This is a genomic window from Pseudomonas sp. SDO5271_S396, from assembly GCF_054071795.1.
Genome location: NZ_JBSVWB010000015.1, coordinates 80,451 through 94,097 on the forward strand (window position 1 = coordinate 80,451; position 13,647 = coordinate 94,097).

Sequence of the window (13,647 nt, forward strand, 5' to 3'; positions counted from 1 at the left end):
CCCTCATGAGCTATAAGGCGAACTCTACAAATATTCTCGGCATTAAAGATGGACACGACGGTGCAATAGCCTTAATTACTGGCAACCACTTAACGTTTTGCATGGAAGCTGAAAAGGATAACGAAGCTCGATTTTCCAGCCTAACACCAAATATAGTTCTTAAAGCTCTTGAACTTATCAAAGAACCTATAAATGTCACAGCGCAAAGCGGATGGAGTCGAGGAACCAGCAACGCACAGGATAATATCGGAGCAGGTTATTTTGGTCTAACAAATAACATTTGTAAAAAAATCACTCTACTGGGTCAAAACATTAAATATTTCACCTCCTCGCATGAGCGTTCTCACCTCCTATGCGCTTATGGGCTTTCACCATTCCCTCAAGGCCAGCCTTGCTATGCGCTGCTGTGGGAGGGGCAGTTGGGGGCATTCTATCGAATTGACGAAAATGTAAACATTAAAAGACTGGGTACCGTTATCGATAATCCCGGAGATAGGTTTGCTTTTTTGTACGGCATTGCAGACCCTACATTTAACTTCGGCCCCGGGCAAATACGCCTAAGCGATGCGGGGAAGCTAATGGCACTTGCCGCTTACGGAAAACAAAGTGAAATTGATGATGAGGATCAGCAGATCATAAGCTTTTTGCTCGATAAAAATTTAAACTTTAGAAAAATCAGGAAAGATCAATTTAAAGACAGTCCATATTACAACATGGGAGTTGACAACCCACGCTTCGCTTCTCTTGCACATCATTTTTCAAATGCAATTTTTGAAATGTTTTGTGAATTCTCAAAAAAAATAATTTTTGACAGCGCACCTTTATTGATTACCGGAGGGTGCGGCCTAAATTGTGACTGGAACTCTAAGTGGATTGAAACCCAGCTATTTTCAGATGTATTCATTCCTCCTTGCTCGAATGATAGTGGGTCTGCAATAGGTACAGCCATTGATGCTCTATTGCATACTAGAGGGATTGCCAAAGTCATCTGGTCCCCTTACTCAGGGGCGCCGCCTTGCGATAACATGTTAAACACAAACCATTTTATCCAAGTGTCGTACGAGCCTGAACATGTAGCAACCCTACTAAATCAAGGCCATATATTTGGCTGGGTGCAAGGCAAATATGAAATTGGCCCAAGAGCATTGGGAAATCGCTCAATATTGGCGGCACCTTTCCCTAAAGAGAATCTTGCAAAATTAAACAAAATCAAAAACCGCGAAGGATTTCGACCTATCGCCCCCCTCTGCCTTGAAGAATACATGTGTGATTATTTCCATCCATCCCATCCCTCTCCCTATATGCTGGAATTCCGTACGGTAGTGTCAGCTCTCATACCAGCGGTGACACATGTTGACAATTCCGCGCGTCCTCAATCGATTAATCAATTTCAAAACCCGAAGTTATACACATTACTTGTGGAATTCAAAAAGCTATCAGGAGTGGCCGTACTCTGCAACACTTCTCTGAACTTTAACGGTCGCGGATTCATCAATAGCTCAAGCGATCTTTGTAAATTCTCCATTGAACATGAGCTTGACGGTTTCATTTTCAATGACAAACTATTTCTCAAGAAAAAAATCAATGAAAATATCGAATAAGCTTATCTGCGCGCAAGCCTTGTCCAGCCTATCATTATGGCTGGATATTTTTTTAATTTTTACCGTCCCCGTATATCTATGGAAAATCTCTCCTTCATCAGTTGCCACAATGGCATTTTGCTTTGGCGCCCCAATGTTAATACTAGGCCCTGTTATCGGAACCTTTATTGATCGGCAAGATATTAGAAAAACATTACTCTTCGGAGCATTACTTAGAGCAACCCTTACCTTTGCACTTGCCTATACTCCAAATTTCAATGTATTTTTGTGCCTAATCATCTTAAAGGGCCTGGCAAATTTAATTTATTTCCCCTCTGTAACCATCGCTGTACGAACCGTGATCACTGCAGAAGAGCGTACAGATTTTTTCAGTCACACGAGCTTGCTAGATCAAACATCAAAAATCACTTCACCTTTATTAGCAGGATTGCTGACACTTATACTTGCACCTAAACAGGGTTTTATTTTTTCCGCTGCTGCCGTTTTTTTTAGCCTTCCCATCCTACTATCCATTTGCAAAAACCTTCCTGCAAAACCGAATTACTCATCTACAAAAATACTTTCTCTATACCGAGATCTGCTCAGGGGATTTTCAATATACAAATCGCTTCCTTTTCAGCTGCGAATTGGTTTCTTATACTCCCTACTAATGTCGTTAGCCTTAGGTATTTACGACCCACACATCTCATCCTTTTTAGCGCATGAGGGTTTTCCTCCAATTGTATTTTCACAAATTATTTCAGCAACTGCCGGGGGAGCTGTGTGTGGAGCGCTACTGGTTAAATTTAAATTAAAAAATATTGAAGAAACGTTGTTACGATCCTTCGCGCTATTTATTTTTTTCGTTGCACTACTTTTGACCTCAGCATTAGCACTTCTTGAGTTACCCCACAAACAATCACTCTACCTCATCGCATGGTTTGTAAATGGACTCGGGTATGAAGTATTCATTATTTCATCCAGCATAATACTTCAACATCTTTGCCCCTCTGAAAATATTGGCAGAGTATCAACGTCCTTCAGGAGCGTTCAAATGCTATGCGTTATCACTGGACCGGCCCTTGGCACCTCACTTATAGCTGTATTGGGTCGGCCAGCCCCTTTTGTGACAACTGCATTCGCTTCATTTTTAACAGTCTCAATATCCGTGGCGCTTTATTATCTCCACCATAAACAAACGGCTAGCCATACTCGTTGAAACTTTTACCTTCACACCAACAATCCTATACATCTAAAGGACTAATCAGCCTCATTAAGAATCAAACTCCGATAATGCCCCGGATTCGACCCGCTCCACTTACGAAACGCCTTATAAAACGAACTGGTGTCGGCAAACCCCAGCCGCGTGGCGATGTCGGCGAAGCTGATCTGCGGTTCGGCCAGCCAGACGATGGCCAGTTCTTTGCGCACGCCGTCCTTGAGGCCTTGGTAGGTCTGCCCTTCTTCCGCCAGGCGCCGGCGCAGGGTTGAGGCGGAGATGCACAGGCTGGCCGCCAGGCCTTCGGTTTCTGGCCAGGTGTCCGGGGGCATCTGGCGCAGGTCGTGTTTGATACGTGCGGCGAAGCTGTCGGGGTCGCGGTATTTGACCAGGATGTTGGCGGGCGCATGGGCGAGGAAACGCTTGAGTTCTTCGGCACTGCGCTTGATCGGCAGGTCGAGGCAGTCGGCGGAGAAGATCATGCGGGTACGGGGTCGGTCGAACCGCAGGTTGTCGGAAAACATCACCTGGTAATCATCACAGAAGTCCGGCTGCGGGCCGCGCAACTCGATGGCCAGGATTGGGATGCGGCGCCCCGCCAACCAACACGCCACGCCGTGCACGATCATCCAGTAGGCGAAATAGGTGAAGGCGCGCTTCGGCTCGGGCTCGGGCTCCAGCAGCACGATTTCCGCCAGGCTTTGTTGGCGTACCAGTTGTGCCGGCATGCGTTCGAGCATGAGCGATAGAAACCCCAGTCCGGTTTCCAGGCTGGCGGCCAGGGTCGGTTGCGCCATGGATGCATGGCATAGAAACGCCAGGCTGCCGGATTTGAGCTTGCGCGGGTCCATGCCAAAGAACTCGTCGTCGAGCCGCCGCGCCAACAGGCGCCACAAGCGCGCGTAAGCCGTGGCGGGGACGCGTGCATCAGGCTGGTCGAGCAGCGCCGGGTCGATACCGACTTTATTCAAGGCTTCGGCGGTGGCCGCGCCGGGTTCGCAACTCTGCAACAAGGCTTCGCGCACGAGGTGGATGGAGATGGTGTCTTTTTCCGACATGGGTGCGGTCCGTGCCCTGTGTGGCGTGAAAATGCGCTCATCTTAGGCAGTCACGGCATAAAAGAGTAGGCGCCCCCGTACGCAGGCCTCGAGAACACCGTTCAGCCTGGGTTCAGCAAAGGTCAAGATTGCTTGTTTAGTAATGAGTATCATTATGTTACAAATTAGCACCCTATCTAGTTATGCTGCGGTGCCGAATGCTTGTTCCTTTTCTCATCATGCTGCGCGAAGGCATTGAAGCCGCGTTGATCGTCGGCATCATTGCCAGTTACTTGCAGCAAACCGGACGCGGCCAGTGGATGCCCGCCGTGTGGATCGGTGTGTTTCTCGCCGCTGCCCTGGCCCTGCTGGTGGGCGGCGGCCTGGAACTGGTCAGCGCCGAATTCCCGCAAAAACAGCAAGAGCTGTTCGAAGGCGTGGTCGGCCTGGTCGCCGTGGGCATCCTCAGTTCCATGGTGTTCTGGATGCGCAAAGTGGCGCGTTCCATCAAGCATGCCCTGCATGAATCCCTCGACCATGCGCTGGCCGGTTCCAAACACCAGGTCACCGCGCTGATTCTCATGGTGTTTTTCGCGGTGGCCCGAGAAGGCCTGGAAACTGTGTTTTTCCTACTGGCGGTGTTCCAGCAGAGCGAAGGCCCGGGCGCACCGATTGGCGCCCTGCTCGGCCTGATCCTGGCGATTATCGTGGGCTTTCTGATCTACACCGGCAGCATGCGTCTGAACCTTGGCGCGTTTTTCCGCTGGACTGGTTTGTTCATTCTGGTGGTGGCCGCCGGCATTCTCGCCAACTCGGTGCAGGCGTTGCACGAGGCCGGTCTCTGGAACCACTGGCAGACCGTGCTGTTCGACTTCAGCGCCGTGCTGCCCATGGACAGCCCGCTGGGCTCGGTACTGGCCGGCATGTTCGGTTACAAGGAAGCGCCCACCGTAAGCACCTTGGGTGCCTACCTGATTTACCTGGTGGTGGCTCTGGTGATGTTCTTCCTGCCGGCAGCCCCGGCCAAGCCCGTCGCCAAACCTTCTTCCGTTTCCAGCCAGTAAGGACCGTCTCTTGTCCAATCCAACCCCTCAACCGGCCTCCCCGCCCCGCGCACTGCGCTGGGCACTGGCCGGCTCGGTGGTCGTGATGATCGCCGCCGGTGGCTTGTTCTACTACGCCTCGCAACTGGCCGCCGCCAAGCGCCAGACCAACCACAATGAAATCACCGTGACCATCCACGGCCATGCGTGCGAGCCCAACGCACTGACGGTGCCTGCCGGTCGCGCCAGCTTTCGCATCATCAACCGTTCGGACCGCGCCGTGGAGTGGGAAATCCTCGACGGGGTGCTGGTGATCGAGGAGCGCGAAAACATCGCCCCCGGCCTGAGTCAGGTGATCAACGCCAACCTGTTGCCCGGCGACTACGCCATCACCTGCGGCTTGTTGAGCAACCCGCGCGGCACCCTGCATGTCACCCCCACCGCCGAGTCTGACGCCCAGGCCAAGGCCAAGCCGTCGATGGTGGCGTTTATCGGGCCGCTGTCGGAGTTTCGTGTGTACCTGAGCAGCCAGGGCAGCGCGTTGATCAAAGCCGTGACCGCCCTGCAGCAGGCCATCGATGCCGGCGACCTCACCCAGGCCCAGGCGCTTTACGTGCCGGCGCGCGAAGCCTATGGGCGACTGGCCCCGGCATCCCAGCGCCTGGCGGAGCTGGACAACGCTATCAACGCCCGTGCCGACTATTTCGAAAAACGCGAGCAGGACCCCGCTTTCAGCGGCTTCCATCGCCTGGAGTTCGGACTGTTCCAACAACGCAGCCTCGATGGCCTGGCGCCCGTGGCTCAACGTCTGCTGACCGATGTCACTACCCTCAAGCAACAGCTGCTGGCGCAGTCCCTGCCGCCCGAGCAATTGGTGAGCATCGTGGTGCGCAACCTCAATAGCCTGGCGGATGTACGCGCGGTCAGTGGCGAAGAAGAGCGCTACAGCCACATTGACCTCGATGGTTTTGCCGCCAACCTGGAGGCCGCGCACAAGGTCGTCGACCTGATGCGTCCGCTGTTGACCAAGTCTGCCGCCGACCTGTTGCCGAAGATCGACAACGCCCTCGCCGCCTTCGATGCCGAGTTGCACGGCCACAAGGTGAACGGGCAATACCCAGGCTACGACAGTATCAACGCCGATCAGCGCAAGCCGATCGCCGACAAGGCCAAGGCTCTGGCCGCTGCACTCGATGGAATCGACCCCGCCCTTGGCCTTTCCGGCCTGCAGTGAAGACGACCGCACACATGAGTGATTCAGAACCAAACGATTTCAATGCCCAACGTCGTCGCGTACTCCTGGGCATGGCCGCTACCGGTGCAGCTATCGCCGGCAGCGGCCTGACCTGCCCGGCAATGGCCGCCGCGGCCGAGCAAGTGACCACCGCACCGCGCAGCGACAAGACCCAGGACCATCATGAATTCTTCGGCAAGCACCAGACCGGGATCGTCACACCGCGCCCGGCCTGCGGCATGATCGTCGCCTTCGACGTGCTGGCCAGCGACCGCGAGGACCTGGAGCGCCTGTTCCGTACGTTGAACGAGCGCATCCGCTTCCTGATGACCGGCGGCACCGTGCCCCAGGTCGACCCGAAATTGCCGCCGACCGACTCCGGGATCCTCGGTCCGGTGGTCGCGCCGGACAACCTGACCATCACCGTGTCCGTGGGCGAATCGCTGTTCGACGAACGCTTCGGCCTGTCCAACGCCAAACCCAAGCGCCTGAGCCGCATGGTGGGCTTCCCCAACGATGCATTGGAAGCGGCGCAGTGCCATGGCGACCTGAGCCTGCAATTCAGTTCCAACACCCCGGACACCAACATTCACGCCCTGCGCGACATCGTGAAGAACCTGCCCGACCTGCTGCTGGTGCGCTGGAAGCAGGAAGGCAGCGTGCCGCCCCAGGCGCCCGCAAAACCTGGCGAACCGGCGCAGAGCGCGCGCAATTTTCTGGGTTTCCGTGATGGTTCGGCCAACCCGAATTCAAACGACGACAAGGCCATGGACCAGATCGTCTGGGTGCAGCCCGACAGCGACGAGCCGGCCTGGGCGGCCCATGGCAGCTATCAGGCGGTGCGCATCATCCGCAACTTCGTCGAGCGCTGGGACCGCACCCCTCTGCAAGAGCAGGAAAGCATCATTGGCCGCGTGAAACCCTCGGGCGCGCCGATGGATGGCGACAAGGAAACCCAGGTCCCCGACTACAGCAAGGATCCGGAAGGCAAGTTGACCAAGCTCGATGCCCATATCCGCCTGGCCAACCCGCGTACCCCGCAGACCCAGGCCAACCTGATTCTGCGCCGGCCGTTCAATTACTCCAACGGCGTCAACAAAAACGGTCAGCTGGACATGGGGCTGTTGTTCATCTGCTACCAGGCTGACCTGGAGAAAGGTTTTATCAGCGTGCAAACGCGGCTCAACGGCGAGCCCCTGGAGGAGTACCTCAAGCCGGTCGGCGGCGGGTATTTCTTCACCTTGCCGGGGGTCACAGGCGCCGGGGATTTCCTCGGGCGCACGCTGCTCACTGCAACTGCCCACACCTAAAACACACCCAGAGCGGATACCGTCCCATGAAGAAGTCGACTCTCGCGTTGTCGTTGTTAATGACCCTCTCGCCACTGGCAGCCTTCGCCGCCACGGCGCCGTTGGACCTGGTAGGCCCGGTGTCGGACTACAAGATCTACGTCACCGAAGAGATCGGTGAGCTGGTCACCCAGACCCAGGCATTCACCGACGCCATCAACAAGGGCGATCTGGCCACCGCCAAAAAACTCTATGCGCCGACCCGCGTGCATTACGAGTCCATCGAGCCGATCGCCGAGCTGTTCAGCGACCTCGATGCGTCCATCGACTCGCGCGTTGACGACCACGAAAAAGGCGTGACCGCCGAAGACTTCACTGGTTTCCACCGCATTGAATACGCGCTGTTCTCGCAGAACTCGACCAAGGGCCTGGAAACACTGACGGCCAAGCTCAACACCGACGTCAACGACCTCAAGACCCGTGTCGACGGCCTGACCTTCCCGCCCGAGAAAGTCGTGGGCGGCGCCGCTGCCCTGCTGGAAGAAGTCGCTGCCACCAAGATCTCCGGTGAAGAAGACCGCTACAGCCACACCGACCTGTATGACTTCCAGGGCAACATCGACGGCGCGAAGAAAATCGTCGACCTGTTCCGTGGCCAGATCGAGAAGCAGGACAAGGCGTTCCTGACCAAGGTCGACAAGAACTTCGCCACCGTTGACAAGATCCTGGCCAAGTACAAGACCAAGGACGGTGGTTTCGAAACCTACGACAAGGTCAAGGAAAACGACCGCAAGGCCCTGGTGGGTCCGGTGAACACCCTGGCCGAAGACCTGTCCACCCTGCGTGGCAAGCTGGGCTTGAACTAAGCCCTTTTTGATCGTACCCACTGCGCGGGTACGATCAAAAACCCACCTTACAAAATCCGATACAGCAGCCGCTCGATCCGCACACGGCTGACCCGCCGCAAAAACTTGCCCACGGCCGCCGGGTAATCCGCCAGGGTCTGCAACTGCTGAAAGCCCTGGATACGGGTGGTGTGCTGGAAAATCTGCGCCAGCTCGGTCCGCCTCGGCTCCAGCCATTCACCTTGCGGATCGTCCACCAGCAGCGCATTTTCCAGGTCGAGGCGAAATGCACGAGGGTTGAGATTGTTGCCGGTGAGCAAGGTGTAGCGCTGGTCGATCCACATGCCCTTGAGGTGGTACGTGTTGTCGCCGTCGCGCCACAGGTGCAGGTTCAGTTGGCCACTGTCGATGACCGGCTGGTGGCGCTTGGCAAACCGCCGCAGGCTGATTTCATAGAGGTACGGCAACGCCGCAATCACCTTGAACGGTTCACTGGGCGGAATGTAGAAGTCGTTGGCAGTCTTGTCGCCGACGATAATGTCGATCTTCACCCCGCGGGCCAAGGCACGGTTGATTTCACGGGTCACCGGCAGCGGCAGGTTGAAGTACGGCGTACAGATCGTCAGTTGGTGCTGGGCACTGGCGATCAGTTCGAGGACCACCCGGTTCAAGGGGTTGTTCTTGCCGACTCCAAGCAATGGGCTGACCGACAGGTTGCCGTTTGGCAGGTGACCCGCCGTGGTGTCGTAGGCCGCGTGTTTCAGACGGCTGCGCAAGTCACCGATGTCGTTGCGCAAGCTGCGGGTGGTGGGCGGGTTGGGCAGGTCCAGGCGATTGACCGCCTTCGACGCCACAAGTCCGTGCTCAACCAGATGCTGCATCGAGTCCGCCAGCGCCTTGTTGTGGATCAGGTGGTAACGGTCGAAGCGGTATTTGTCGAATTTGTGCAAGTACACATTGTTCAGGCTGGCACCGCTGTAGAGCACGCTGTCATCGATTACGAAACCCTTGAGATGCAGCACGCCGAACAGTTCCCGGGTTTGCACCGGCACGCCATACACAGGCACTTCGCTGGCGTGGCTCCGGGTCATCGACTGATACCAGGCGCTGTTTCCCGGCTGCTTGCCGGCACCGATCAGACCGCGCTGGGCACGCAACCAGTCGACCACCACCACGATATCCAGCTCCGGGCGTGCGGCTTTGGCGGCGTGCAGGGCGTCGTAGATCTCCTGCCCCGCTTCGTCCTGCTGCAAATACAGCGCGACGATATAGATGCGCCGTGTGGCCTGAGGGATTTTTTCCAGCAGGCAACGACGAAAGGCATCAGCACCGGACAGTACGTCGATGGCATCGGAGGACAGCGGGAAACCACGCAGTTTGGGCAACAGAGAACGTTTGAAGAACGACGGCATAGGGCTCGCAATGGGTCGAATCCGAAGAGGCTCCGAGCTTACACCATAGGGTGGCGCAGGTCTCGCCGCCGGGCATGGAAAAAATTCATTGACCAAGAAGAACGATCATTCTACTTTAATGGCCATGAACGACATTATCAGCAATGAAACCCGCGACATCATTCTCGACGTCACTGAAAAGTTGATCTACCGCCATGGCATTGCCGCCACCGGCATGGACTTCCTGGTGAAAACCGCCGGTGTCTCGAGAAAAAGTATTTACCGCTACTTCGCCAACAAGGACGAGTTGGTCATCGCCGCGTTGCAGCGCCGTGATGAACGCTGGATGCAGTGGTTACGCACGGAAGTGGAGCGTAGCGAAGGCACGGGCGAACGCCTGCTGGCGCTGTTTACCGCGCTCAAGGCCTGGTTTGGTTCAACTGACTTTCGCGGCTGCGCCTTCATCAACACCAGCGGCGAAACCGGCGACCCGCAGGACCCGGTGCGCGTACTGGCCAAGGCCCATAAACAGAAACTGTTCGAGTACGCACTCGAACTGTGTCAAGCACATGGCACCCCCGATCCCGAACGGCAGGCCGCGCAACTGCTGATCCTGATCGATGGCGCCATTACCGTTGCCCTGGTCATGGGTGATTCAACAGCAGCTGATAACGCGCAATGTATGGCGAGAACTTTATTGGGGCTGTGAACGCGCACGCCTCGCAACTTTCGATCACACCTTAGTTGTTTTCAGGAGCCACAAACATGTCCACCAATACCGAAGTACGCCCACCGCTCCCCCCCTTCACCCGCGAGTCGGCCATCGAAAAGATTCGCCTGGCCGAAGACGGTTGGAACTCCCGTGACCCGCAACGTGTTTCCCTGGCCTACACCCTGGACACAAAGTGGCGTAACCGCGCCGAGTTCGCGCACAACCGTGAAGAAGCCAAGGGTTTTCTGACCCGTAAATGGGCCAAGGAGCTGGACTATCGGTTGATCAAGGAACTGTGGGCGTTTACCGACAACCGTATCGCCGTGCGTTACGCCTATGAATGGCACGACGACTCCGGCAACTGGTTCCGCTCCTACGGCAATGAGAACTGGGAGTTCGACGAAAACGGCCTGATGGCCAACCGTTTTGCCTGCATCAACGATATGCCGATCAAGGAAAGCGAGCGCAAGTTCCACTGGCCCCTGGGCCGGCGTCCGGATGATCATCCGGGGTTATCCGACTTGGGCTTGTAAGCCGTCTGCGGGCGCCTGCGCCGGGGCGCGAAGCGGCCCCCAAGACCCGATCACTGCGTTCTCTCTGGAAAAACGCAGCGGCCCTGTTGGGGCTGCTGCGCAGCCCAGCGCGGGCGGTGCGACCATTCGACAAGCCCGCTCACCACCAAAAAGCCTGCTCACCACAACAGCCCGATCAGCACACCAAACTCCTCACCACAAATGCGCCCAATGACAGCCTGACACACGCCAGCCGGGCGGCGACGATTCAGTCCTGATTCAAACCGACGCGATACAGCACCCCGTCATCCTCGTCCGTCAGCACATACAGATACCCATCCGGCCCCGGCCTCACATCACGGATCCGTGCTTTCAAGTCGCCCAGCAAGCGCTCCTCATGAATCACCTTGTCGCCGTCGAACTGCAAGCGAATCAGCTCCTGGCTGGCCAACGCGCCAATGAACAGGTTGTGTTGCCAGGCCTTGAAGCGGTCGGCGTCATAGAACGCCATGCCACTGATGGCCGGTGATTTCTCCCAGACATGATGGGGAGGCACCGTGCCTTCGACCGTCTTGCCCTTGGCTTCGGGAATCGGCAGCAGGGAGTAGTTGATGCCGTGGGTCGCCAATGGCCAGCCATAGTTCTTGCCAGGCTCGATGATGTTGATTTCATCGCCACCACGAGGCCCGTGCTCGTTTTCCCAGATCGTGCCGCTCCAGGGGTTCAGCGCCAGCCCTTGAGGGTTGCGCTGCCCGTAGGACCAGATCTCCGGCCGTACGCCCGGCTGGCCCACGAACGGGTTGTCATCGGGCACGCGACCGTCCGGGAAGATCCGCACCACTTTGCCCTGCAGCTTATCCAGGTCCTGGGCGGTGGGCCGGTCGTTGTTCTCGCCCAGCGTCACAAACAGGTAGCCGTCACGGTCGAAGGCCAGGCGCGAGCCGAAGTGGTTGCCAGTCGACAATTTGGGCTCCTGACGCAGGATCACCTTGAAATCGGTCAGGCCGCTGAGGTCCGGTGCCAGCCGACCGCGCCCCACTGCGGTGCCTGCGGTACCGCCCTTGCCCCCGCCTTCGGCATAAGACAAGTACACCCATCGGTCCTGTTTGAAATCCGGCGACAGCACCACATCCAGCAAACCGCCCTGCCCCTTGGCCCAGACTTCAGGCACGCCGCTCAACGGCGCGGACAGCTTGCCATCCGCGCTGACGTAGCGCAGGTGGCCCGGGCGTTCCGTCACCAGAAAGCCCTGTTTATCCGGCAGAAACGCGACAGCCCAGGGATGGTCCAGGCCTTTGGCGACAGGTGTGGCGGTGATGCTGCCCTGCTCGCTCGGAAATTGTTGGGTATCAGCGGCGTTAACCGCACCGAGCGGCAACCAGGCACTGGCAAACAAGGCAGCAAGAAGGGTTTTGCGTAGCAACATAAGACGAAATCCTTAACGGCGCTCAGGGCCGACGATTGCCGTTGGCGTCATAAGTCGGGGCTTTGGTTTCAGTGGCGGGACGGCTGGGTGCGGTGCCGCGCTGCGGGTAACGGTTGCCGATACCGCCGTTTTCCAGGGTCGGGGCACGTGGCGTGGGCCCGATCTGGATGCCACGGTTGGTCGGGTTATTGGGCTGGGTGCCCTGCATGCTGTTGGGGTTGGCGCGGTGAATGGCGCCGTCGTTCGACGTGCGGCCCGGCAACGTTTGCGCCTGGACGGTGGATGCCAGCGCCAGGCCCAGGGCCAGTAACGCAAAATGACGCACACAGCTGTTCATGACAAAGCCTCTCTCATCGGGCGAGTGGTACGTGCTTTCGATGACACGCTACGCCTTGGGTTCGGCTTTCGTAACTAAATAGTTTCTCATCAGGTGTAACACGATCTGTCCGCACATCCATCGACCGAAACTTTTCGCGGATGCGGCCAGTCACCAGAAGACCTTCTCTGCTTCGGGAGCTACCGCCATGCCACGCGCAATCTGGAAAGGCGCCATCAGTTTCGGTCTGGTTCATATCCCCGTCTCACTGGTGTCGGCCACGTCCAGCCAGGGTGTGGATTTCGACTGGCTGGACAAGCGCAGCATGGACCCGGTCGGCTACAAGCGTGTCAACAAGACCACCGGCAAGGAAGTCACCAAGGACAATATCGTCAAGGGCGTTGCGTTCGAGAAAGGTCGTTATGTGGTGCTCAGCGAGGATGAAATCCGCTCGGCTCACCCCAAGTCGACCCAGACCATCGAAATCATTGCGTTTGTCGCCAGTGACCAAATCCCTTTGCAAAACATCGATACACCCTACTTTCTCGCCCCGGACAAACGCGGTGGCAAGGTCTATGCGCTGCTGCGCGAAACCCTGAAGAAATCACGCAAGGTCGCCCTGACCAACGTGGTGCTGCACACCAAGCAACATCTGGCAGCGTTGATGCCCCTGGAATCTGCCCTGGTGCTGGTGATGCTTCGCTGGCCCGCTGAAGTACGCAGCCTGGATGAACTGGAACTGGGCAGCGATGTGACCAAACCCCAACTCGCCAAGGGCGAACTGGACATGGCCAAGCGCCTGGTGGACGACATGAGCGCGGACTGGCAACCCGACGATTACCGTGACAGTTTCCAGGACAAGATCATGGCGCTGGTGGCGAAGAAAGCCAAGGCGGGCAAGATCGAAAACGTGGAAAGCAGTGAGGACAGCGAAGAACGCAAATCCGCGGATGTGATCGACCTGACCGAACTGCTCAAACGCAGCCTCGCCGGCAAGCCCGCCAAGAAGCCCGCGGCCAAGAAAGCCAAGAAGGCCTCATAAA

At 57.0% G+C, this 13,647-nt stretch carries 13 protein-coding genes; 9 read left to right on the top strand and 4 right to left on the bottom strand.

Annotated elements, in window-relative coordinates:
- Window positions 1–5: 5 nt before the first annotated feature.
- Together ACW9IN_RS13140 and ACW9IN_RS13145 are read left to right on the top strand one after the other, a co-directional pair.
- Window positions 6–1,601, top strand: coding sequence for a carbamoyltransferase C-terminal domain-containing protein (locus ACW9IN_RS13140; RefSeq protein ID WP_457366268.1), 1,596 nt, complete (start codon window positions 6–8; stop codon window positions 1,599–1,601).
- Entirely contained in the window at window positions 1,585–2,799 is a 1,215-nt protein-coding gene (locus ACW9IN_RS13145) for an MFS transporter (RefSeq protein ID WP_457366269.1), read from the top strand. Before ACW9IN_RS13140 ends, ACW9IN_RS13145 begins: the two co-directional genes overlap by 17 nt.
- A 41-nt stretch (window positions 2,800–2,840) precedes the next feature.
- Here the strand turns inward: ACW9IN_RS13145 and ACW9IN_RS13150 are convergent, their stop codons facing one another.
- Window positions 2,841–3,857: an AraC family transcriptional regulator gene (locus tag ACW9IN_RS13150; protein ID WP_457366270.1), complete on the bottom strand. Its 1,017-nt coding sequence runs from the start codon at window positions 3,855–3,857 to the stop codon at window positions 2,841–2,843.
- 197 nt (window positions 3,858–4,054) lie between these two features.
- On the opposite strand from ACW9IN_RS13150, the gene efeU reads away from it, so the two are divergent.
- Genes efeU through efeO (ACW9IN_RS13170) form a run of 4 tightly spaced genes read left to right on the top strand, consistent with a single transcriptional unit; the run spans window position 4,055 to window position 8,268 of the window.
- Entirely contained in the window at window positions 4,055–4,900 is an 846-nt protein-coding gene (gene efeU, locus ACW9IN_RS13155) for an iron uptake transporter permease EfeU (protein WP_457366271.1), read from the top strand.
- Between the two features lie 10 nt (window positions 4,901–4,910).
- Window positions 4,911–6,113 carry an iron uptake system protein EfeO gene (efeO, locus tag ACW9IN_RS13160; RefSeq protein WP_457366272.1) on the top strand — a complete coding sequence of 401 codons (1,203 nt, stop codon included), beginning with the start codon at window positions 4,911–4,913 and terminating at the stop codon, window positions 6,111–6,113.
- 14 nt (window positions 6,114–6,127) lie between these two features.
- On the top strand, window positions 6,128–7,423 hold the full coding sequence (gene efeB, locus ACW9IN_RS13165) for an iron uptake transporter deferrochelatase/peroxidase subunit (RefSeq protein WP_457366273.1): 1,296 nt from the start codon (window positions 6,128–6,130) through the stop codon (window positions 7,421–7,423).
- A gap of 26 nt (window positions 7,424–7,449) precedes the next feature.
- Complete coding sequence (gene efeO, locus ACW9IN_RS13170; RefSeq protein ID WP_457366274.1) at window positions 7,450–8,268, top strand: iron uptake system protein EfeO; 819 nt, start codon at window positions 7,450–7,452, stop codon at window positions 8,266–8,268.
- Window positions 8,269–8,315: 47 nt separating this feature from the next.
- Here efeO (ACW9IN_RS13170) and pssA read toward each other — a convergent pair whose 3' ends face one another.
- Window positions 8,316–9,659, bottom strand: a complete 1,344-nt coding sequence (pssA, locus tag ACW9IN_RS13175; protein WP_457366275.1) for a CDP-diacylglycerol--serine O-phosphatidyltransferase — start codon at window positions 9,657–9,659, stop codon at window positions 8,316–8,318.
- A gap of 124 nt (window positions 9,660–9,783) precedes the next feature.
- Between pssA and ACW9IN_RS13180 the strand changes: the two genes are divergently transcribed.
- Window positions 9,784–10,347, top strand: coding sequence for a TetR/AcrR family transcriptional regulator (locus tag ACW9IN_RS13180; RefSeq protein WP_457366303.1), 564 nt, complete (start codon window positions 9,784–9,786; stop codon window positions 10,345–10,347).
- 56 nt (window positions 10,348–10,403) lie between these two features.
- A complete protein-coding gene (locus tag ACW9IN_RS13185) occupies window positions 10,404–10,883 on the top strand; it encodes a nuclear transport factor 2 family protein (RefSeq protein ID WP_457366276.1) in 480 nt (159 codons plus the stop codon).
- A gap of 247 nt (window positions 10,884–11,130) precedes the next feature.
- Here ACW9IN_RS13185 and ACW9IN_RS13190 read toward each other — a convergent pair whose 3' ends face one another.
- Both ACW9IN_RS13190 and ACW9IN_RS13195 read right to left on the bottom strand, forming a co-directional pair.
- On the bottom strand, window positions 11,131–12,288 hold the full coding sequence (locus ACW9IN_RS13190; protein WP_457366277.1) for a PQQ-dependent sugar dehydrogenase: 1,158 nt from the start codon (window positions 12,286–12,288) through the stop codon (window positions 11,131–11,133).
- A 22-nt stretch (window positions 12,289–12,310) separates the two neighbouring features.
- Complete coding sequence (locus ACW9IN_RS13195) at window positions 12,311–12,625, bottom strand: hypothetical protein (RefSeq protein ID WP_457366278.1); 315 nt, start codon at window positions 12,623–12,625, stop codon at window positions 12,311–12,313.
- Between the two features lie 187 nt (window positions 12,626–12,812).
- On the opposite strand from ACW9IN_RS13195, the gene ku reads away from it, so the two are divergent.
- Window positions 12,813–13,646 carry a non-homologous end joining protein Ku gene (gene ku, locus ACW9IN_RS13200; RefSeq protein WP_457366279.1) on the top strand — a complete coding sequence of 278 codons (834 nt, stop codon included), beginning with the start codon at window positions 12,813–12,815 and terminating at the stop codon, window positions 13,644–13,646.
- Window position 13,647 lies beyond the last annotated feature (1 nt).